The organism is Acinetobacter sp. YH12023, from assembly GCF_013420135.1.
Lineage (GTDB): Bacteria > Pseudomonadota > Gammaproteobacteria > Pseudomonadales > Moraxellaceae > Acinetobacter > Acinetobacter amyesii.
This window is the reverse complement of the sequence record NZ_VOYU01000016.1, coordinates 12659-35294: the sequence shown is the minus strand read 5'-3', so window position 1 is coordinate 35294 and position 22636 is coordinate 12659. Positions and strand designations below refer to the sequence as shown.

Sequence of the window (22636 nt, the reverse complement as noted above, 5' to 3'; positions counted from 1 at the left end):
TAATTCCAATACTTCCTAAACTAGTAGAAGAAAGCGCCTAATGGCACTTTTTTCTCCAATTATTGTTGATTCAATTGATATTGATTCTTTCGCAATTCAATGATTTGTTCATCCAATGCTTTTAAATTTTTGTTTATTTTCTCATTTAATTCTGTATTTTCTTTCTTTAAAGTATCATTTTCTTTTTGAATTTTAACTAATTTATCATTAATTTTTTTATAAGATTCGGAATCAGATTTGTTAAACAGTAAAAACATTAGACCCGCTGATAGTAGGATACAACTTACAGTTGTTATAAATTCAGCGGTTTTATAAATAATAGTATCTTTATTCTTATTTAGAAAAAGAAAAAATAAAGATATAAAACCAATAATACACAACCAAAAAGACAGCATAAAAATAATAGATTGCATTACATTTTCTGCTTTTGTGAAAATATTAACATTCACTGAAACAAATGTAAAAAAAGCAGCGAATAAAGCAATAGTTCCTAGAACTGAATTGCGAGTTTCTTTTAATTCATCTTTAGTTTCAACTTTATGGTCATCAATATTTTTTAATGCCTTATCTAAAGAACTATTAAGTGCTTCGAGTGCTGTGCTTTGTTTTGCGAGCAAGGCCTTTTCAATTCCATCAGCCTTATTTTCGAGAATTAACTCTAAATTTTTTAATATTTCGAATTCATTGCTTTGAAAACCAAAATGTATTTTGGGGTCTTTTGGTGAATTAGCTGTAGATGATTTTGTACTATTTTTAATCGTCTCAGTTGATAAAGAGCCTTGCACACTAACATTAGAAATAGTTTGATGTATAGAAGGTTGTCCAATCGTTTTGGTAGATTTAATTTCATTATTCAACTTTTCAACAGGTTGGCTTGAAAAAGTGATTGTTTCATTAGGGCCTATTGATGTAATTGAAGACTTAGAAGATGGATAGATAACTTCTCCATCTTCTAATTTTTTAGTTCGATTTTTTTTTATTTCTTTATCAGACATTATTATTCACTAATTAATTTAATATAATTTTGAATATTTTTATTAGGAATACTTTGAACAAAGGTATTCAAATCACTAAGTGTAATAATGTTGATGTCATCAGGTAAAGTGTTGAAATCTTGAGTAATCAAGATGATATTATCTTCATTTCCTGTATTGAAGTTTTTTTGTTTAGCAACTTCTATTTGATAAACATCATTATATGTTACCTCCTTAATTTCGGTTTTAAGAACAAAACGAATCAAAGGTTCGCACAAGTTGGTTTCATCAAATTTTAAAAATTTCTCTCTAATTATTGAATCTGGATTCGGATGCTTAACTATATGTCTTGTTACGTAGCCAATACGGTTTATTTCAACATTTTCATGTTGAAAAAGCTCCATAGTTGTTTTTAATATATCGTTGAATACCTGTACTGAATCTTGATGACCGTATTTGAAATTAATATCACATCTAGCACCGGATATAGTTAAGTTGAAGGTTTGGTCTGATGAAGAAATTTGGCATCGCGGAATTTCTGCTGGTACATCATTCGGTATTGGAAATATAAAAGTTTTTAGATCTAAATTATTGTTTTTGAAAACTGATTTTCTTTTTAAATCAACTGAAAACTCATCAAATTTAAGGTTAACTGGTGGATTTGCAAAAAAGAAGGCAAATTGCAGATCTGATGGTGTCATTTTTTGTTCCATACTTTAAAGACTTTTACAAACTAGTAGTAAGAAAAGAGAATGTGATACTTTAACTAGATTTGGTATTGAATTTCAATCTTAATAAAGACCAAAATACTAAGTTTTATAAATTTATTTATCGTTAGCTACATAGTGATCTTCCACCACGAGCCAACCTAAACCTTTCTTACCATTATCAACAATGTTTAGATGATTATTGCCTTGAGCGACAATTACATCTTTAGTTAGAAATTGAAGAGCGTTCCAGATGGATGAACGGCTTAAAGTTTCAAGTGCAAGCTCAATATCAACCTTCAAATCACTCAGTGATTGGGTGTAGTCCAAATCTAGTGTATTCAGTAGTTTCCCGTAAATCACACGCTTCTTCCCATCATGCAATGGAATAATTCTTAAATCAGCTTGGGAATTGGTGTTACTTGCTGATCCTTCAAAACTTTCTTCAAGTCTCGCCACAATATCCGCATTCATAGAGCGATTCAGCTCTTTAGCCGATTCAGCAATTTTATCTTTTAACTCTTGGGACATACGCATTTTGTATTCCACACCAAGATTTCTTCCCATTTTACAAACTCTAGAGTTAAGCAATTTTTAAAATAATAGTATCCCCAGCAGGGATTGACAAGAGTATGTTATAAGAATAAATTAATTATATCCCCAGCAGGGGTATAAAAACGCCCCGAACAATCTTGGCGGAAAGCGGGGCGAGTTACCAATCTTTTGAGAAAATTGATATGAATAGTTTAACATTTAATGCAATACAATTTCATCCCGTACCGCAAAAGGACAATCAAATTTGGATAACTTCATCTGAATTAGCTTTTGCATTAGGTTATAAACATGGGGATTCTGTCACACGAATTTATAATCGTAAGTCGGATGAATTTACTTCCGATATGACAAAGGTTATTGATAATCCCCAGACGGTCAATTTGACCGTACGGGTTTTTTCTTTACGTGGTTGTCATTTGATCGCTATGTTTTCCAAAACACCAGTCGCTAAAGAATTCCGCAAATGGGTACTCGATGTATTGGACAAAGAATCACTGCAACAGCAAATCGACACTCGCGTAAAAATCAATGCAGAGCAGCAAGCGGAACTAAAGGAGATTGTAGACCGACGTGCCCAAGGTGAACGTAGACTTCATGCAGAAATGTGGTCGCGTCATAACAAACACTTTCGCATCACACGTTATAGCGATCTGCTGGCCATTCATTTCCAAGATGCAGTGAATTACCTAGAAACTCTAGAAGTTAAGTCAAAAGGCAGTATTTATATAGATGAAAAACAATCTCTAGAAATGCTCTGCGTACATGCTCGATTTTTTCAGGCATGGTGGAACACACATAGCCCAGCATTGGCCAAACTAAACCCATTACTGGTGAGTATGCTCAACGACAATATGTTCTCTATGAGCAGTGCTATTTCAGACGTGAGTAAAAAATGCGGATTCAAAATGCCACATTATGATTACGACCACATGTTTGAACTTCAGACACTACCGCATGCAAGATACAGATTGCTCAAGTGAAAAAATAGACCGCCTTCGGGCGGTTTTTCTTTTATGCGAAAAACAGTGATAAAATAGTGAAAATTAATGAGTTTTTAAAGCAGTCTACAAAAAATCAAAAAAAATATTTTTTTGCAATTTGTAGACTGATTTGTAGACTGTTGAGCTACAAATACAGCCAAATGACTGCAATCTTATACAACCATTAAAATTTTTAAGTGTTTGAAAATACAAGTGAATACAACTAAATGCAATCAATTCCAATCCAAACAAAACTAGGTGGATTCTACTTTTTCTATTATTCAATAGTGGGTACATTCATGCCGTATTGGAGTTTGTATCTAGAGGATCAAGGGTTTAATTATCAAGAAATAGGTATTTTATCTTCGATTGCAATTGTCACACGTTTTTTTGCACCGTTTATTTGGGGTTGGATTGCAGATAAATCCGGCAAGCGCATGCTTTTAGTTCGAATCGCAACATGGATGGAAGCCTGTATTTGGTTTCTGATTTTTATAATTCCCAACAGTTTTCAATCTGTTGCATTACTCATGTTGGTTTTTAGTTTCTTTCAAAATGCTATATTGGCTCAGTTTGAAGGAGTAACTTTATTTTGGTTAGCTGAGCGGCGTGCAGAACTTTATGGAAAAGTCAGAAAATGGGGATCAGTTGGCTTCATTGTTGGGGTATTTGGAATTGGGGCTTTGCTAGAAATAATACCTGTTTCAATGCTGCCTATCATGTTGTTATGCATTGCATTTCTCGCATTTATTTGGTCATTTACGATTAAAGAGCCCGCTACTGCACCATCTTCACAGAAAAAACTTGAACCACTTTGGCCTATCTTAAAACGACCAGTTGTAGCGAGTTTTTTTATCATTGAATTTTTTCTGCTCTTTTCGCATGCACCGTTTTATAGTTTTTATAGCAATTACCTTATGCAGGCTGATTTTTCGACGAGCCAAATCGGTTTTTTATGGTCTGTCGGAGTCATTGCGGAAATCATTATGTTTGCCTATGCCAATGTCTTTTTTAATCGATATTCTTGGCGTAACTTAGTGCTCATTTGTTTGGGGCTAACAGGGATGCGATGGTTGATTGTAGGCTTATATCCGACGGTGTTTATCACTCAATTTGCTGCGCAAACGATTCATGCCTTTAGTTTTGGATTATTCCACTTAATCGCTATGCGAATCATTTTTCAAAATTTTACCGCAAGTCAACAAGGGCGTGGTCAAGCGCTATACAGTACCATGTGGGGCTTAGGTGTTGCGAGTGGCAGTATTTTAGCAGGTCGATATTGGGACATGCTTTCGGGACCCGTTATTTTTATGATCGCAGGACTGGCGGTTATACCTGCCATGTTTTTGGTCGTGGGCTTGCCTAAAACGAACCAAAAGCCAACTTAAAACAATTCAGTATTTTGATAATTCTCAATTGACTAAAATCACTTGATTACGGCCGAGTTCTTTAGCTTGATATAATGCCTGATCGGCTTGATTAATCATACTTTGCAAACTTGGAGCATTGGGCAAAGACTGATGAATCAGACCAATACTCACCGTAATATAAATCGTATTTTGTTCATCAATGATGATAGGTGTAGTTTCAACGACTTTTCGGATGCGTTCAGCAATACCTTGAGCTTCAGGTGCTGCAATGTTCGTGAGTAATATACTAAACTCCTCACCACCAATACGTGCAAATAAATCAGTTTCACGTAAATTTTTACGCACAATACTTGAAAATTCTTGTAAAACTTGGTCACCGACATAATGCCCATATTGATCATTTAATTTTTTAAAATGATCAATATCCATCATGATAATGGAAAAGTTAAGCTGAATTTGGTTTTGTAGGTAAAGTTCACCTTGCTCGAAAAAATATCGACGATTCATCGCATGAGTCAAACTATCATGATTTGCAAGGTATAAAACCTCTTTATAAAGTTCGTGTCGATTTCGGCTAATAATACAAAGAATCAACGGCGATAGAATCAGCATGGCTAGGCCAATACGGACCGAAATTGCTGTCGATAAATAGGCTAGCGAAGAATCGTGTAAGTAGAACGCATTTAAATTGTAATAGGTCGCTAAAATTACCACGGCATTAATTAGGGATAAGGTAAATAAGCGATAGGTTAATGCTGCCCAAATTAGAGCCGCTAAAGGGTAGAGAATTGCCCCTGGACCTGTAGAAACGGCTGTTAAAAAGACGCAGAAGATAACTGCAATAGCCGGAAATATTTTATGGATCTGTAAGCTTTGATGGCGTCGATTTTTGAAATAAAGTTTAAGATCGGCCAGTTTAGGAAAAGACAGAATAAGCGGTAATATAATCAGCGCATTTAATATTTCGGTAATCCACCACATACCAAAATCAATCGACAATCGATCGGTCGACATAAACGTGTTGGGGATATAAGGCACGGTGAAAATAGCAAAAAGAGCACCTGCAAGGCATCCACCGCAGGCGATGATGACAATCATGGTCAGAAAGGTGAAACCTTTATTATAGTTTTGATAGTTCACCTGAAAATATCGCATAAAAAATAGCGATACAATGCTGTTGGTTAAATTTGAAAAAGTGAGAAATAAAGTGAGTTGGAAATAATTGCCCGTCACTAAATCTGCGAGCATATAACCGGTAAATGCACCTAACCATCCTCCCAGATTACTCAGTTTAGGGAACCTTAAGAATAATGCTAACAATACTGCATTCGCAGGCCAAAAAATCGCTAAATAGCTTAATGGGCGGGTGAAAATACCGATTAAGCAGCAGCAAAGAATAACTGCAGCGACTATTACAAAAGCCATGCTGTGGGGTGCATTAAGCGGAGCAAGACTATTCGAATGCAGTTTCATTAGCTTATGTAAGCCTAGGTTAAATATGGGAGAATTTGTTTTTTTCGTATATTAAACGATAAAAAAGATTTTATATTATTTTATTGTAAATAGTGTGATTTGTTTGGCATTTAGCTGATTTTTAGTTTCGTTAACGAAGATTGATTTTCTGGATAAAGAGGAAAAATGATTGTTATGAAAATGTGATAAACCGCAGATTTGTAAAAAAATGTGTTACTTTAAGAGCATGATTTATATGACTGATTAAATGTATGAAAATAGCATATCTTACAGTTTTACTCATGTTGAGTTCATCGTTGGTGATGGCGGCAGATAATAAGAATACAACTCAAAATTCAGAGGCTAAAAATCAAGTTGAAGCGGTGAATAGCTTTAGGGTGACAACACGTTCTGAATTGGTCGGCTTATGGGGTATGGAAATTCAGACCAATAAAAAGTGCGTTGAATATTATAATTTTAAGAGCAATAATGATGTTGTGATCAAAAGCGGTGAAGAGTGGTCATCTGGAGTATATGACTATCAACCTGCGCAAGATCCGAATGTGCAAATTCCAGCACTGATTTTACAAGTGAAATATGACAATAATCAGATGGATTGTTCGGGCAATATTCAAGATCAAACCGGCGAAATTTCACAGTACTTTGTAAAGTGGAAAAGTCCATCTGTTATTAATTTCTGTGCCAATGATCAGGGTCAACAGTGTTTTGCGACATTGCGTCGAGTTTTACCTTAAGTATGACTATAGATCTTTCTTATGAAAATAAAAAAACCACTCATTTGAGTGGTTTTTTTGACACTGAAGATTTATTTCTCTTCATGTCCTTCGACTTTCTTTAATAGATGCTTTTCAAGATAGTGAATATCCATTGCTTGTTCGCAGAAATTTTTATCTTGAAGAATCAAATCTTTATGTAGCGGAATATTGGTTTTCACGCCAGTTAAGATAATCTCTTCCAGAGCTTGTTTCATGCGCGCAATAGAGGTTTCACGATCTTTACCATGCGCAATGAGTTTTGCAATCATTGAATCATAGTATGGTGGGATGCTATATCCTTGATAGATATGAGAATCTAGTCGGATACCTGCGCCACCCGGTGCATAGAAATGATCGATTTTGCCCGGTGAAGGCATAAATGTAGATGGATCTTCCGCATTAATACGACATTCAATCGCATGACCTTTAAGTTGAATATCTTCTTGTTGAAGATCCAAACCTAAGCCAGCAGCAATGCGTAATTGTTGCTCGATAATATCCACACCAGTTACTTGCTCAGTAACAGGATGTTCTACTTGTACACGAGTATTCATTTCAATAAAGAAGAATTCACCTTCTTCAAATAAGAACTCGAATGTACCAGCACCACGGTATTGCATCAATTTACAAGCATTTACACATGCTTCAAGAATATGCGCACGTGCTTCTTCAGGTAAACCTGGTGCAGGCGCTTCTTCAAGCACTTTTTGATGGCGACGTTGCAATGAACAGTCACGATCATAAAGGTGAATCGCATGGCCATTACCATCTGCAAGAACTTGCACTTCGACATGGCGTGGCTTTTGAAGGAAACGTTCCATATAAACGGTGTCGTCACCAAACCACATTTCCGCATCACGTTGAGCAGCTTGTACAGATTCGAGTAGCGTGTCTACACGTTCAACGATACGCATACCACGACCACCACCACCTGAGGCAGCTTTTACAATCAATGGAAAGCCAATTTCTTTGGCTTCTGCCAATGCATTGTGAATCGTTACAGCATGGTCACAACCCGGAACAGTCGGTACGCCGGCTTTTTTCATCGCAATAATGGCAGAAACTTTGTTCCCCATTAAGCGAATGTGTTCAGGACGCGGGCCGATAAAGATAAAACCTGAGTTTTCTACAATTTCAGCAAACTCAGCATTTTCAGATAAGAAACCATAACCTGGATGGATGGCATCTGCACCGGTGATTTCAGCCGCTGTAATAATGGCAGGGATATTAAGATAACTTTCGCTGCTGGCACCTGGTCCAATACACACTGCTTCGTCACAGAAACGTAAGTGCATTAGGTCTTTGTCGGCATCGGAATAAATCCCTACGGTTTTAATTCCTAAAGTTTTGCAAGCGCGGGTGATGCGGAGCGCAATCTCACCACGGTTTGCAATTAAAACTTTTTGCAACATTGTGATTCCCCGTGGTCTTAAGCGCGATAGCGGAATAATGGTTGACCGAATTGGATCACTTCGCCATTTTTAACCAAAATTTCTTCAATTACACCGCTTTGAGTTGCTTCAATTGGGTTCATGATTTTCATTGCTTCGATGATACCGAGTGTTTCACCAGCAGATACAGTTTGACCAACTTTCACAAATGGTGCTTCACCTGGATTTGGCGCAGCATAGAACACACCAACCATAGGAGACGGCTCAACAGCACCACGTGGTGAACGAGGTGCAGCAGGTGCAGCGGCAGGAGCAGCCATAGCAGGCGCGGCGGCAGCAACTACTGGATTGCGACGAGTTAGAGCAATCGATTGATCGCCTTCTTTAACTTCAATCGCCTGTAAGTCAGATTCAATCATCAAATCGATGAGTTTCTTGATTTTACGGATATCCATGAACAGTATTCCTAATTAAGATTGAGAAGTTGGTTGAATTTTTTCGATGGCGAAGTCTAGTGCTGCGGCATAACCTTTTGCACCTAAACCACAAATAACGCCAACGGCTTTATCAGATAGATAGGAGTGATGTCTAAATGCTTCGCGAGCGTGGACATTTGATAGATGTACTTCGATAAACGGAATGGCTACACCTAGAAGGGCATCACGCACAGCAACCGAAGTATGTGTTAGGGCTGCTGGGTTAATAATGATAAATTGAACGCCTTCTTGTTGCGCTTGATGAATTCGGTCGACGACAGCGCCTTCCCAATTACTTTGGAAAGTGTCGAGAGAAATGGAAGCGTTTTGAGCCTGTGAAATCAGTTTTTGGTTGATATCTTCAAGTGTCAGATAGCCATAAACTTCGGGTTCACGTTTTCCCAGTAAGTTGAGATTCGGTCCATGAATGACCAAAATGGTCGAGCTCATTCAGCCTGCTCCAATAAAAAGTTGCAAATTTACTTTGCAAGATACCTGCAAAGTTTGCTCATTATGGCATAAAATTCCACATTTTTTTTATAATTTCTTTGAATTGACGTGAAAAGCATGTGCCGAGAATGTGCTATATAATGCGAACTTTGCAGAGAATTGGCAATGTTAAAAAATTACATTTTTATCATTATATTGTCGGACATCATTTTAAACCCAATTGGCTAAAACTGTTGATATCTTTTGTGTAAACTTGCTTTATCGTGGTGCATTCGTGTAGCAATAACCAGTACAAATGATTTGAAAGGTGAGATGGCTTGTACATTTGTCTTATAGATCGTCAGTTGAACAGCCTACGCATGCATAGTCGTAAAGATGGTATTTATACAGCGACTTAAAAAATTCTAAGGTTTAACTTATTTCACGCGTAAAGGAATCTAAATTGTTCTCAGTTTTCAATCGAGTTATTTGAAAGAATAAAGCAGCTTTGTGTGCTAAGTATATAAAAATTAAAAGATAGTTACTTTTTTTATGGTTTATAAAGCATATTTCTAGGCCAATGAAATGTTTTTCATAGGTGATAGGGCTCAAGCTAGATATTTTGTTTGCCTTAGCGAATTAAATATTCTGTGGGAGCATTTCCTTATAAGTAGGCAGCTTTAGATATGATGAACATTTATTGCCTAGCTAAGTCATACTTTATAGACCTATATATAAGCGTATTAACCATCTTGTGTATTTTCTAGTCAATGTTTTGAATGTATGAAACGTGCAAGGCATTGACGATTTCTTTCATAAATCATGTAAGTTTGGAAAATCGGGTATTTGTCCAAATTTGTACAGGTATTGGCAAAAGTTAAATCTGTGGTGGTAAAGAAGCTTGCTGTTTGCATGCTGATTCTATTTTTTATTAGTCTATTACTGTGTTTTAGCGGTATATGTGTTGAATAAGTTTCCTTTCTTCTTGTTTATACTTTTAAGTGGAATCTACCGCATTGAGTCTTTTTCTATAAATGAATTGATAAAACAAGGCTCGAATGCTTTCCCGCGGAAAAAATTTATCTATATAAGTGTAATTCACGGTAGAATGCCCGAAACCTATATGGCCTGAGAACAAACATGGCAAAACATACGCAAAATTCATCACCTTTGGCAGAATTGATTGCAGAACAAAAGCTTTTATGTGAAGAAGTGGGTTCCGCATATGTAGAAGTGCAGGGCGATGATGTAGTTGCGGTGGCTGTTCATACCTTAAATAAAGATCCAATTGTTGGTATTCGTAAGCCTGCAGAAGGTGATGAAAATGTCAGTTGGTATATTTATGGCGGTGAGCTTGAAGGCGCAGATAACTTTGAAACAATGACTGTGCGTAAACTGCAGGATGTCGTGCCTGAAGTGCTACCGTATTTAGCTTTGGATGTAGGCTATCGTTTTATGATAGATGCTGATGATTATGAAGATGTTTGGAAAGAAGGTGATGAGGCTTAATTTATGCATTCTCCATTGATGTATAAACTTTATGTCTTTATTTTCTCTGTGTTTACTGCTTCTGTAATACATGCAAATGTGAATGAAACGGTTACGCCACAACTGACTCAAGCTGAATATAATGCTCAGATACAAGCATATACTGAGCAAATTAATTCAACCAAAGCCATTTTAGATGACCCTGCATCTACTGCAACGGGTCAGCAGCAAACTCAAGCGTTTTGTTTAAGATTGAATGCATATCGACAGATTTTAGAAATATCTCAGCAAAACTCAGCTCTTGAAATGGCCAATCTAATGCGAGTGGCTTCACAGCATTATTTACAACAACAGCAACAGAGTATGCAGTCATCTGGCTTAAACGAAAGTGCATTTTGTTCGAGTCCTACAAAATAAATTGAGACGTAAATTGTTTCTTCTATTTTTAAAACTCTAGCCTCGCTTTCTTTCATTTTGTTCTATTTTCATAATTCGAAATGGTCTAATATTTCAAAATTATTACAGCATTATTCACTATAGGTGCAGTTTCTAATAATATTAGAAATTGAAAATGCAGATTGTCAGGAAATGATATGAAATATGCTTAAAATGATAAGTCCATCACATTATTATGATCAAGTTAGAACGATTTATATGCAACAAACATCCCTGGTCCTGTTGCATAGGTCAGTACTAATACATCAACTTGTTGATGTCGTTCTCTTTTGGCCACTGAATAAGTGGCTATTTTTTTGTGAAAAATTAAATGCTTAATTGGGTGATAAATCTAATTTGGATAAAATTTAAATTTTTCATGATGTGGCATCCCCATACATTGACTCATATGTGCAGTTTGGTTCGAGGAATACAATCAAATGATTAAATCACTTTGTATTTTATCATTTCACTCTCGGTATGACTGATGGATAAATAGACAAATATTGCAAGTATGATAAGATAATTGAACACATTATTTTTGATGTTTGAGGAGTTGTTTACATGACAGCTTATACTTCAGTAATGAAAGCAAGCCAATATGAGGACGATATGATCCCGAGCCTTGCTATCAATGCATTTCGCCATGCTTTTGAACAAGCAAGTGCGTCATCCACTGTGGTTTATGTAAAAGGTTTACAACTGGTTCAACGTCTGCAAAATGGTCAAGAAGTACAATTAAAAGATGTATCAGCCGATTTTGTACAAGTGGATGATCTACCAAAAATCTTAAAACGTAAAAAGAAAACAGAGGAAATTGTTTAATACATGCCTCCACAACCTCGCATTAGAATGTTCGCGGGTCCAAATGGTTCAGGTAAAAGCACAGTTAAAGAATATTTATTGCCCCATCATATTGGGGCATATTTAAATGCGGATGAACTCGAAGCTCAACTGAAACATTCACACCGGCTCAATTTGTTGGATTATCATCCCGCTTTAAAATCCGAAGCACTAATTGACTTTCTATATACGAAAAAGCGTCCCGTTGATGGAGAATTTATTCCGCTATTAGCACGTAAACCTCAGATATTAGATCCGTGGAAAATTGAGTTTCATCTAGATCAGATTGACTCATATCTTTGTGCAAGAATTATCGATTATATCCGTTTGCAGTTTTTAGAACTAAAAATTAGTTTTACCTTTGAAACGGTGATGTCCCATATTTCAAAGGTGGAGTTTCTACGCGAAGCAAAAAGAAAAGGCTTTAGAACCTATCTATATTATGTTTCCACTATTGATCCTGTTATCAATATTTCACGTGTTCAGTACCGGGTGAAAATGGGTGGACATGGTGTTCCAGAACAAAAAATTCGCGAACGTTATTATAGAAGTATGGATTTGTTAATGCAGGCGGTAGAAGCAACGGATCGAAGTTATTTATTTGATAACTCTGCCGATGGACAGCATGCTTCTTTCATTGCGGAAATTGAACAAGCTGAAATTTTAAAGATGAATTCAGGTATTCAGCGTTTACCGTGGTGGTTTGTAGATAAGGTGCTTAAAGAGTTTGAGCCAAATTAATATCAACTAAACGTAATAAAAAACAAAATAACAGGATGAACCTATGCAAAATAACGACTATGAATTACAACAACATTCAAACTCATCTCCATTAGATCAAACTCATCTTGATCAAGCCATTGAGCAGCAAGCTGAACAAGAACAGCAAAAAAATAGTACATCATCTGATCCTTTATCTTCTCTAGATTTGACTGACTTAGCTGAAATTGGTTCGAATATTATAGAATTGGGTTCAGATGCTTTAACGTGGGTGAGCGATGCACTCAGCGATATCAGTATTGATCTATAAATTATCTATTATTTCAATTAACTTCATAATAAACAGCCTTTATTGAAAAATCTCCGAGGATATATTTCGTGATTTTTCAAGTTTATCAATTAATTCTAAATAAATTAAACACTCTTGAAACGTAAAATTTTTCAATCAGGAAAGGCATGTCAGAATGAATATTTAGACTGGCGAGCTTGCATCTTTTTTTTAATAATATGTTATAAAAACATATATTGTTTTATGGCTGATAAATATGCATCCATTTCTAACCGCTTTTATTGGCGAGAACTTTATGGGTCTGGCGGCAGTTGGCTACTTCAATAAAATAGCCTAAGTATATAATAGGTTTTAGAAATGCATGTGCACGCAGATCACTTAACCGCATCTCAATATTTAAAACAGTTTTTTGGTGGCAAAATTACAATGATCTATAAGATTAAGATTGTGCAGTAAAAATTTAGCGCCATTTATAATTTTGATGTGAAATATTTTAATTCACATCAGTCTTTTGATTATTTATTTGCAGATCATGAGGTATTTAAAATCGGTGAGCTAAATGCGTATAACATTCCAACGCCTGGACATACACCTGCTTGTCTGAGCTATGTGGTTGGTGATGATGCTGTTTTTGTCGGTGATACCTTATTTATGCCTGATTATGGCACAGCACGCTGTGATTTTCCCAAGGGCAGTGCGGCAGTATTATTCGACTCTGTACAAAAGATTTATCAGTTAGCACCTGAAATGCGCGTGTTTTTATGTCATGACTATTACCAGAAAACCGGTCAAAATACTGCTGCGAAAGCAGTGTGCATGCGCAAAAACAGCAGAATATTCATATCCACGTTGGTACGAAAAAAGAAGATTTTGTCACAATGCGAACTCAGCGTGACGCAAATTTGGCTATGCCCAAACTGATTTTACCTGCCATACAAATTAATATGGATGCAGGTAAATTTCCAAAACCAGAAGGGAATGGTATCCGCTATTTAAAAATTCCTTTTAATTACTTTAAATCTGCAAATTAAAGACAAAGAACCTTTAGGTCGAATGCGGTTGGCTATTTCATTTTATAAAATAGCCTAAGCAATTTAAATATTTGCTACCTACAAATAGCCTAAGTAAGACTAATAATTTTTTAACTGTCATTTGATTTCATTCATTCAACTAGGCATCATAATATCAACATAGCAAAGTATTCAAAAATGATCCTAAATTACGAATATCATCAAAAATTAGAAGGCGAAACACACCCACTTGTCTTTATTCACGGTTTATTTGGAAGCCTCAGTAACTTAGGGATGCTTGCCAGAGCTTTTCAAAATTCATATTCTGTCATTCAGCTTGATTTACGAAACCATGGTAAATCACCTCAAAGTACAGAAATGAATTATCGTGAGATGGCAAACGATGTACTCAAAACATTAGATGCGATTGGCATCGATAAGTTTTCAGTGATTGGCCATTCCATGGGTGGCAAGGTCGCAATGCAATTGGCTTTAATTTCAGAGCGGGTAGAGCAACTTGTTGTATTGGATATCGCGCCCTTTGCATATCAAGAACGTCATCATGATGAAATATTTAAAGCTTTGATCGCTGTACAAAATGCGCAAATTCAATCTAGACAACAAGCGGTTGAAATTATGCGTGAGTATATTCATTCAGATATGGTGATACAGTTTCTACTCAAATCGTTTAGTAAAGGACAATGGTTGTTTAATGTAGATGCGTTGTATAAACAGTATGACCAAATTATTGGTTGGGAAAATATCGGAAATATTTGGCAACAGCCTGCATTGTACCTCAAAGGTGGACAGTCACCTTATATTTCAAAAGCAGAACATATCAATGCGATAGAACAACAATTTCCACATGCGAAAATTGTAGAAATAGAAGGTGCAGGCCATTGGTTACATGCAGAAAAAACAACTGAAGTTATAGAGCAAATACAAAATTTTTTAAATTAATACGGTGTGCCTTCAATTATATTTTGAAGGCACAACATCGAAATTACTCAATCGAAATGTTATTGGCTTGAAGCTGACCTTCAGAGGTCAGTAGTGCCGCCATCTCTGCAGTTTTTTTCAGGCCTGGCATACGATATTCTGTATGACCATAATCTTGAATAGATTTCCAGCGTCCGCCCCATGTTAAACCAACAGACTCAGCGGCTTGACCATAAAGTTGATAACCACGCATAGCCCAAGGGTCTCGTTCAGTAATGACCACTTTGCCATTGCGTTTAAAGGCGACATCGGCTGCTAAACCAAACTGATGATAACTTTGGAAACCACGGGCACGAGTGGTATTTTTATTGGTGGCTAAATTATTTTGACGTTCTGGACTACGATAACCTTCAAGCAAAACCATTTCATAACCATGCTGTTCACGCATAATTTTAAATACCATTAATAAGCGCTGCTTATAACGAGGGTTCATTTTATGCCATTTACGATCTGCTGAAGGCACATCTGTAGAATATGAATGCGTATGTATATCTTGAACTTCTGGATTGAAACTTGAGGCCATAACAGATGGCTGCTCAATCATTGCTGCTTCTTCAGCGATCGCTTCTTGAACAAGATATTCTTCAACTTCAGGAGGTGCATCTAAAACCTGTCCATCGAGCATAGCGTAAATTTGTGGATCGACTTTACGTAAATAATCCGCTTCTACTTTACTTGCAGTAATCGGGCGAGTAAAAGCAAATAATAAAATACTGGCAAAAAGTAAAAAGCCTGCAAATAAAATCCACCATTGTTGTAAATGCCAGTGTGATTGAATCTGTTGTGGTGCTGCTGCATAGTTCAGTTCATAAGCAAAATTTTTGGCGTGCTGAATTCTTTTTTTACTTTGTGGAATGATTTGAAAGAAAAAATCCTGAACTTTAACTCTGAGTTCATAAGAAAAACAAAGCACTGTCACCAGTGCTAAGACAAAGAAACAGCTAACCAAAAAGATGATCATGGGGAAACTGTAGCGCTCACAGTCGCATTAGCAGTGTTTGTTGCAGCAACCACTTTCGGACGTTTAGTTTCAGAAATTTGCGTTCCACCCATCGGTTCTTCAAAGTGTTCTTCTTCTTTTGCTGCTTTCGTAGAAGGCTCTGTAGGTTTGGTCACCTTAGCTGTTGTTGGCGCAGCTTTTGGTTTTGCTAATGTAGCTGGAATATGTTGTTTAACGGTTGTTGTGGCAGCTACAACAGGGCGCTGCTGTTGGGTACTTTCAAAAGGTGAACGGTTATTCGGTACAGCTTGAACAGGCTGAGTCACTTTTGCTGTATTACCATGATTGAAAGCGGTAGCTAAATCATTCGAATATAAACCATTATCCGGATCTTTTTCTTCAGTTGCATGAACGGTTTGCGGTGCTTTTTCAGCTGAAGCTTGCTCATTTTCACTTTGACCAGGTGCAGTGGTTACCTCAGTTTCAGCTTTATTTTCAGTTGGGGCAGAAGTAGTCATTTCTGTATTTGCAGGCTGATCGTCAGAACTTAGATAAAAATATCCCAGGCCAGCAACAATAATGACCGCTGCACCAACAAGAAAGCCAATCGCAGCATGAGCTAAAGGCGGTAAATTATTCTTTTGAGTCGACTGTAAAATTCTAACGTTATTCGATTTTTCGTTTGCCATGGTGTCTAAGTCTTATGGTAAATGAATGGTGATATAAGCCTGTTCCGATGGTGCAGTTATGACATTTTGATATTGTGATAACGCCTGATTATTTTGACTGGATAACATATATTTCAGTCCACCAAATGCTAATACAGCAAACAATGCCCAAAAGATAATGATCCAAAAAAATGGTAATTCACGGTGAATAATGTTTTTAATTTGATCCGGCAGTGCCGCGAAAGGCGAAAACGCCTTTTTACCTTTCATATAATCAATTTCATCACCGACACGTGCAACGAGTGAATTGAGCATTTCAATCGATTCAAGTCGGTATTTACCATGAAAACCAAGGAGCATGCAGTAATGATAAACTTCAAGTGCTGCTAAGCGATCTTTATTCTTAGAACGAATTTGCTCTAAATTTTCAAAAAAACGATAACCTGCTAGCTGTGAACCAAAAAGACTTAATTGCAGTGGATTCATCATCCAATTGTTTTGTAAATCAAAAAAACGTGCATCTTGTTGGGTGACAATGGTTTCATCTAATAAAGCGCAATAGGCATATTTTGCGTCCGTGATATCTTCATTGCTGAATTGAAGCTTACGGGCTTGGCTTTCAAATCGGTTTAATAGATCCATAATTTTTGTCCTGAAACTTTCAGGGCTGGATGGAACATATTGATTTTTGAGTAAGAATACGATGTAAAAACCATCATGCAGTAGATCAACTAAATTGGTTGAACTGTTGATTTTCGGTTCAGCACTTGGTTTTGAAGAGCCTAATCCAATTTGACCGTCGTCAAAAAGTGAAGGGGCATTATTTGAAATATTCATGATTGCTCCTTAACCATTCATCACTGCAATAAGTTCAATCGAGATATCTTGGAAGCCAGCTGGTATGTAAACGCAGATCGATTCAGAATCAAGCATACGCTGATACAAATCATTATTTGGCTCAATTTCAAAATAACTCACACCTGAACGAACTGGAATTGCTGTTGGCACTTGCATCATATGTTGCAATGGAACAGCAGGTAATGCTGCCATGACACGCTGTTCAACATCAACGGTATTACCGACTTTAAAGCGCAGTGGTACATAAGAAATAATGTCATGTGTAGGCATCACACTACTTGAAACAGCTAAATACAGGCGCGAATCGCGAGTAATTTTGTCACTTTCAAGACTGCCCACCCAGTAGGATTGACGGGTTTCTTTCAAGTTAATACTGATATATCGATTTGAAATAATCGTATCGAGCAACTCACGTAAAATCACATCTAATTGAGCAAAACTTTCTTGCAAATTATGATGTTGATACTGTGGGAGTTGATCTACTTCATAAGCTGTAGAGAAGGTGAGTAAAGAACCTGTCAGACGCAATAATTCAAAATACAAACGTTCAGGATGAATCAGTGGATATTGCAATAAATGATTTAAGGTCGCATGTGCAGTATTCAGCGCATTAACCAACCAAAATGAAACGATATCACCAGAACGGAATTCAATTAACTTTTGTTCGTTTTCACGATTATTCGATTGAATAGTTTTAATTTTAGCTTTGATAATATTGAGCGTTCGTTTAAGCCCAGTAATCAGTGAATCACACGAACTAATATGTAATATTGGTGGGATAAATTGATAATCTAAAACAAAATTACCTGAACTTTGGCGCTTAATTCGGCCTATAGGCATGTAAAGAAAACCATCAAGATTGTGCTGTGGTTCTTGGCCTAATTCAAAGATTTTAAACTCTGCACGGCGGCGTAATAAAGTGATTTCAGCAGCCGTCGCATCTGTAAACAAATCATGAGTTTCAGTCAAATGTGAATGATAGCGACTCGATTGGGTATTTTCTTCAAAATTGACGTTTCGTTTATTCGGTTGAACAATCGGTAATGCTAAATAAATTTGCATTTCACCGCGTAAATTTAATGAATCAAGTAGTACAGGCTCAGGTAATAAGTCTTGTGCAGGTGCTTGATAAATCTCACCATCTTGCCAAATCATTTCGACTTTATTCAAAGCTAATGTGTTGGTACTGAGTTGCGATTCATCAAAAATTAAACTTTGAATACCATAAGCGAACGGTATTGTTGCGCGAACCGTATGGTTTAAACGCTGTTCATGATAAGCATCTTGTAATTGAAAGTGTTGCGGGCGTAAAAATAATCCTTCACCCCATAAAATTTTTTCTGCTTTAAACATTGTTTTTACCAGTCGCTATTCGATTCATTACTTTGTTGCTGAACACCTAACATTTCTTGTACAGCTTCAAGAGGGTTTTCATCCTTAATCACATGAGTTAACCATTCATGCAGTGGCATTTGTGACCATTTAATGGTTTTTTGCAGCATATAACTGACAGGGCTATGCGGCTCATTCACTTGGAAATAGTCCGCAATATCTTGCAAGACTTTCATGGCTTGTTCACGGTTTTCAAGATGATTTTGCACTTGAGGTTTAAATTGCTGTGTATGCTGTTGTTGTATTATTTGCATATCATTCTGCACGGAAGTTACAGTGGAAAGTGTTTGGCTTTCAATTGGAGAATTTGATTGAACCTGTTCAGCGCTCGATGAATTGATAAAAGCATCTGCTTTATAGATTTTTTTTAAGCTCAAGTGAATCATTTCGATTTGAGAGTCAATGCCAGCAAAGCTTGGCGCATCTAAACCCATCAAATCATCAAGAGTCGTTTTTAAGTTTTCCCAATGGTTTAAAATATCTAAAAACTGTTGGTAATACTGGTATTGAATTGATTTTGACGTATTGAACAAGGCATGTTCAAACTTTTCCATACCATTAAAAGACTCTTCTTGATCATCATCTTCATGGTTGGATTTACGTCTTTGGTTTTGAACATGAAGTAGTCGATCATAGTCGGATAGGGAATAAGCTACCGCGCCATGAACGATTGAAACTGATTTAATTAATGTTGGGATTTGATTAATTATCCCTTGTAATAAACCTAGACGTTGATCAAGGTCATCATCTTCAATTTCAGGATGAAGTTGTAGCCAAAAGTCTTGCAAACTTTTTTGTGTAAGTTCAATCCCTTTGGCAATCCCTTCGAAACCATGAATGTGAGTCCACGCTTCAAGCAACCAACCATATAAGCGAATATCTTTTGTATGTTCGCGAAGTAGATCTGACGATTTTTGGTGAACAAAGCCCCAATCTGCCTGTTTTGGTTCTGCGATCCAGTCGCCTTGATCCAAGAGCGGGTCATCTTGTGTTTTAGCTTTTTTAATTGCATGAAAATCATTTGAAAATGAAAAATCACTACCGCAAGGTAAATCATCCGTAATCGGTTGCAATAAAGCGTCGAGCTCTAAACTCATATTCTACATCGTTCCTAACTTATGCTTCTAAGGTTTTAGTCTTTTTGCTGCTGCGTTTTTTCGCAGGTTTACTTTTAGGATCTAAAACATAAATAATTTCATCGTCTTTGACATCGATTTCAATGACTGATGGAATCTTTTGTTCACTCATCGCCATCAACAATTCAGTGGCTAAAGCAGGTAAGACCGTCGCATTTAAAATGTTGTCGACATTACGCGCACCACTATCGACCTCAGTACAGCGACTTAATAATAATTCGACTAAATCATCGGTATAGCGTGTTTGCGTACCATATTGTTTTTCAATACGCGCGGTGATTTTGCCTAATTTATGCTGAATAATGCGTACGAGCAGATCATCGTGCAATGGGAAATACGGCACGATACGCATACGACCTAAAAATGCCGGCTTAAATTGTTTATATAAAGCTGGTTTTAATACATCTAGAAGTTCTTCTGCTGACGGCCATTCTTCTACTGGCTGATTTAAACAAGCCTGCATAATGGCACTTGAACCTGCATTTGAAGTCAATAAGATCGTGGTATTTTTAAAGTCAATGACACGACCTTCACCATCTTCCAAAGTACCTTTATCGAATACTTGGTAGAATAGCTCTTGAACATCGCTGTGTGCTTTTTCAATCTCATCGAGCAAAACCACACTATATGGATTTCGGCGAACTGCTTCTGTCAGTACGCCACCTTGGCCATAACCGACATAACCTGGAGGAGCACCTTTTAAAGACGAGACGGTATGTGCTTCTTGATACTCAGACATGTTAATGGTGATTAAATGAGACTCACCACCATATAACTCGTTTGCTAACGCAAGTGCAGTTTCGGTTTTACCCACACCACTTGGGCCAACCAGCATGAAAACGCCTTGAGGTTTATTTGGATCTTCCAATTTTGCCTTGGAGGTTTTAATGCCTTGTACCAGTTGATGCAGTGCATAATCTTGACCCATCACACGTTGTTCTAACTGTGCTTCAAGCTTCAAAATTTGCTGAATTTCATCATTCACCATTTTACCAACAGGGATGCCGGTCCAGTCTGAAATGATTTCATTAATAATTTGAGCATTTACACGTTCAAAAACCAGCGGCGTTTGACCTTGTAAAGTTGCCAGTTGGTTACGAATATTGCTTAAAGTTTCAATATTTTCTGGTTTTTGCTCGGACTCTTGTTCAAGCGTTTTAATCTGTTGAATGATTTCGAGTTCTTTTTTCCACTGCGTTTCTGTTGACTGAATCTCTTGTTCAAGCGCGGATATTTGTGTTTTTACACTTTCAATGCGTTCGTGGTGAATCGGAATATTCTTATGTTCATTTTCAAGAATCGCCAATTCAAGCTTCAAATTATGTAATTGAGCTTGAAGTTGATCCAATTTTACAGGTTGTGCATTTTGCGTTAACGCAACACGCGCAGAAGCTGTATCTAAGACACTAATCGCTTTATCAGGCAATTGACGGCCAGTGATATAACGGTGCGAAGCATGGACTGCAGTAACGATAGCTTCATCGTCAATTTGTAAATTGAAATGTTTTGCCATCACGGGAATCATGGCACGCAGCATATCGATTGCGACTTCTTCAGTCGGTTCTTCAACCTGAATTACTTGGAAGCGTCGGCTTAATGCGGCATCTTTTTCAAAATACTGCTTATATTCAGCCCATGTGGTTGCGGCAATGGTTCTTAACTCACCACGTGCAAGCGCCGGTTTTAACAGGTTTGCTGCATCATTTTGACCTGCTTGACCACCCGCACCAATCAACGTGTGTGCTTCATCAATAAATAAAATGATCGGATGTACAGAGGCTTGAACTTCATGAATGACTTGTTTTAAGCGATTTTCGAATTCACCTTTAACACTGGCACCCGCTTGTAGTAAGCCCATATCTAAAGTATGAATGCTGACATTTTTTAAAGCATCTGGAACTTGGTTGGTTGCAATTTTTAATGCAAGACCTTCAACAACGGCCGTTTTACCAACACCAGGCTCACCCGTTAAAATCGGATTGTTTTGACGACGACGCATCAAAATATCGAGCATTAAGCGGATTTCAAACTCACGACCAATCACAGGATCAATGCCACCATTTTTAGCTTTTTCAGTAAGATTAATGGTGTATTGGTCTAGAGCTGGTGTTTTAACTGGCGTAGTTGCATTCGTTTGTGCTGCTGATTTTTCATCTGGTGATGCAGTTGCAAAATCTTCATTTTCAATGCTCTTTAGGCAAAGATCTAAAAATTTATGTTTAATCGTATCGATAGGTAATAAATCGAAAAGAGAAGAAGCTCTTGCTGCAATTTGGTATAAATCTGGCGCGGTAAGGAGCGCAACAAGTAAATGACCACTACGAATTTGTGGATCTTGTTCAGCAGATGCTAATAACCAAGCTTGTTCAAGTAAGCGCACAATGGATTGGGCAAAAATAGGAGTGCGCGTATTTCCTTTTGGAAGTTGAGCAATACTTTCTTTGAGGTCATCTGCCAAACCATCTGCAGAAACTTTGTATTTTTCTAAGAGTATTTGAAGGTCATTTTTATTGTTATAGGTTAATAATTCGAGTAAAAAATGTTCAATTTCGATTTCATAATTTTGCTGTGAAATACATGTATTGGCTGACTTTTCGAGTGAAATGCGGGCGTGAGGTGAAAGTTTAGTAATTAAAACTTTTAAATTATTCATAAATAACTCATCAAATTTAGAATCCACAGTACGAAATTTTACAAGTTTGACTGTGATCTCTTTTTTCTTGCTATAAAAATAAAAACTTTAAAATC

General features: G+C 36.9%; 22 protein-coding genes and 1 pseudogene. 10 read left to right on the top strand and 13 right to left on the bottom strand.

Annotation, left to right across the window (positions count from 1 at the left end):
• Positions 1–59: 59 nt before the first annotated feature.
• The 3 genes from FTT92_RS15010 to FTT92_RS15000 all read right to left on the bottom strand — a co-directional run bounded on the left by FTT92_RS15010 (position 60) and on the right by FTT92_RS15000 (position 2248).
• Positions 60–995 carry a hypothetical protein gene (locus tag FTT92_RS15010; protein ID WP_180172507.1) on the bottom strand — a complete coding sequence of 312 codons (936 nt, stop codon included), beginning with the start codon at positions 993–995 and terminating at the stop codon, positions 60–62.
• A 2-nt stretch (positions 996–997) separates the two neighbouring features.
• A complete protein-coding gene (locus FTT92_RS15005) occupies positions 998–1675 on the bottom strand; it encodes a hypothetical protein (RefSeq protein WP_180172506.1) in 678 nt (225 codons plus the stop codon).
• Between the two features lie 123 nt (positions 1676–1798).
• Positions 1799–2248 carry an Arc family DNA-binding protein gene (locus tag FTT92_RS15000; RefSeq protein ID WP_180172505.1) on the bottom strand — a complete coding sequence of 150 codons (450 nt, stop codon included), beginning with the start codon at positions 2246–2248 and terminating at the stop codon, positions 1799–1801.
• Between the two features lie 170 nt (positions 2249–2418).
• On the opposite strand from FTT92_RS15000, the gene FTT92_RS14995 reads away from it, so the two are divergent.
• Both FTT92_RS14995 and FTT92_RS14990 read left to right on the top strand, forming a co-directional pair.
• A complete protein-coding gene (locus tag FTT92_RS14995; RefSeq protein WP_180172504.1) occupies positions 2419–3216 on the top strand; it encodes a BRO family protein in 798 nt (265 codons plus the stop codon).
• Positions 3217–3443: 227 nt separating this feature from the next.
• Positions 3444–4604, top strand: a complete 1161-nt coding sequence (locus tag FTT92_RS14990; RefSeq protein WP_180172503.1) for an MFS transporter — start codon at positions 3444–3446, stop codon at positions 4602–4604.
• Positions 4605–4628: 24 nt separating this feature from the next.
• Here the strand turns inward: FTT92_RS14990 and FTT92_RS14985 are convergent, their stop codons facing one another.
• A complete protein-coding gene (locus FTT92_RS14985) occupies positions 4629–6011 on the bottom strand; it encodes a sensor domain-containing diguanylate cyclase (RefSeq protein ID WP_257231754.1) in 1383 nt (460 codons plus the stop codon).
• A gap of 299 nt (positions 6012–6310) precedes the next feature.
• On the opposite strand from FTT92_RS14985, the gene FTT92_RS14980 reads away from it, so the two are divergent.
• Positions 6311–6793: a hypothetical protein gene (locus FTT92_RS14980; RefSeq protein WP_180172501.1), complete on the top strand. Its 483-nt coding sequence runs from the start codon at positions 6311–6313 to the stop codon at positions 6791–6793.
• Between the two features lie 71 nt (positions 6794–6864).
• Here the strand turns inward: FTT92_RS14980 and accC are convergent, their stop codons facing one another.
• From accC to aroQ, 3 genes are read right to left on the bottom strand one after another with little or no spacing between them, the layout of a single operon-like run.
• Entirely contained in the window at positions 6865–8226 is a 1362-nt protein-coding gene (gene accC / locus FTT92_RS14975; protein ID WP_180005521.1) for an acetyl-CoA carboxylase biotin carboxylase subunit, read from the bottom strand.
• 17 nt (positions 8227–8243) lie between these two features.
• Positions 8244–8660, bottom strand: a complete 417-nt coding sequence (accB, locus tag FTT92_RS14970) for an acetyl-CoA carboxylase biotin carboxyl carrier protein (RefSeq protein ID WP_078190790.1) — start codon at positions 8658–8660, stop codon at positions 8244–8246.
• Between the two features lie 15 nt (positions 8661–8675).
• On the bottom strand, positions 8676–9131 hold the full coding sequence (gene aroQ / locus FTT92_RS14965) for a type II 3-dehydroquinate dehydratase (RefSeq protein WP_078190789.1): 456 nt from the start codon (positions 9129–9131) through the stop codon (positions 8676–8678).
• Positions 9132–10250: 1119 nt separating this feature from the next.
• On the opposite strand from aroQ, the gene FTT92_RS14960 reads away from it, so the two are divergent.
• From FTT92_RS14960 to FTT92_RS14930, 7 genes and pseudogenes are all read left to right on the top strand, one after another.
• Entirely contained in the window at positions 10251–10619 is a 369-nt protein-coding gene (locus FTT92_RS14960; RefSeq protein WP_180172500.1) for a hypothetical protein, read from the top strand.
• Positions 10620–10622: 3 nt separating this feature from the next.
• Positions 10623–11015: a hypothetical protein gene (locus FTT92_RS14955; protein WP_233944151.1), complete on the top strand. Its 393-nt coding sequence runs from the start codon at positions 10623–10625 to the stop codon at positions 11013–11015.
• A gap of 582 nt (positions 11016–11597) precedes the next feature.
• The gene (locus FTT92_RS14950; RefSeq protein WP_180023738.1) at positions 11598–11858 is read left to right on the top strand and encodes a hypothetical protein; all 261 of its coding nucleotides are present in this window, start codon (positions 11598–11600) and stop codon (positions 11856–11858) included.
• Positions 11859–11861: 3 nt separating this feature from the next.
• On the top strand, positions 11862–12617 hold the full coding sequence (locus tag FTT92_RS14945; protein ID WP_180172499.1) for a zeta toxin: 756 nt from the start codon (positions 11862–11864) through the stop codon (positions 12615–12617).
• 43 nt (positions 12618–12660) lie between these two features.
• Positions 12661–12906, top strand: a complete 246-nt coding sequence (locus FTT92_RS14940) for a hypothetical protein (protein WP_180170817.1) — start codon at positions 12661–12663, stop codon at positions 12904–12906.
• 327 nt (positions 12907–13233) lie between these two features.
• Positions 13234–13916 (top strand): annotated as a pseudogene (locus FTT92_RS14935) (MBL fold metallo-hydrolase); the annotation flags it as partial.
• A 177-nt stretch (positions 13917–14093) separates the two neighbouring features.
• Positions 14094–14855, top strand: a complete 762-nt coding sequence (locus FTT92_RS14930) for an alpha/beta fold hydrolase (protein ID WP_180172498.1) — start codon at positions 14094–14096, stop codon at positions 14853–14855.
• A gap of 43 nt (positions 14856–14898) precedes the next feature.
• On the opposite strand, the gene FTT92_RS14925 is transcribed toward FTT92_RS14930, so the two are convergent.
• Genes FTT92_RS14925 through tssH form a run of 6 tightly spaced genes read right to left on the bottom strand, consistent with a single transcriptional unit; the run spans position 14899 to position 22541 of the window.
• A complete protein-coding gene (locus FTT92_RS14925) occupies positions 14899–15855 on the bottom strand; it encodes a M15 family metallopeptidase (protein WP_078193371.1) in 957 nt (318 codons plus the stop codon).
• Positions 15852–16523, bottom strand: coding sequence for a hypothetical protein (locus tag FTT92_RS14920; RefSeq protein ID WP_180172497.1), 672 nt, complete (start codon positions 16521–16523; stop codon positions 15852–15854). The genes FTT92_RS14925 and FTT92_RS14920 overlap by 4 nt, the downstream gene beginning before the upstream one ends.
• A gap of 12 nt (positions 16524–16535) precedes the next feature.
• A complete protein-coding gene (icmH, locus tag FTT92_RS14915) occupies positions 16536–17339 on the bottom strand; it encodes a type IVB secretion system protein IcmH/DotU (RefSeq protein WP_078190778.1) in 804 nt (267 codons plus the stop codon).
• Between the two features lie 9 nt (positions 17340–17348).
• Complete coding sequence (tssK, locus tag FTT92_RS14910) at positions 17349–18713, bottom strand: type VI secretion system baseplate subunit TssK (protein ID WP_111885478.1); 1365 nt, start codon at positions 18711–18713, stop codon at positions 17349–17351.
• Between the two features lie 5 nt (positions 18714–18718).
• Positions 18719–19849 (bottom strand): type VI secretion system protein TssA, encoded by a 1131-nt coding sequence (tssA, locus tag FTT92_RS14905; protein ID WP_180172496.1) that lies wholly within the window; start codon positions 19847–19849, stop codon positions 18719–18721.
• A 19-nt stretch (positions 19850–19868) separates the two neighbouring features.
• A complete protein-coding gene (gene tssH, locus FTT92_RS14900; RefSeq protein ID WP_180172495.1) occupies positions 19869–22541 on the bottom strand; it encodes a type VI secretion system ATPase TssH in 2673 nt (890 codons plus the stop codon).
• Between the last annotated feature and the right edge of the window lie 95 nt (positions 22542–22636).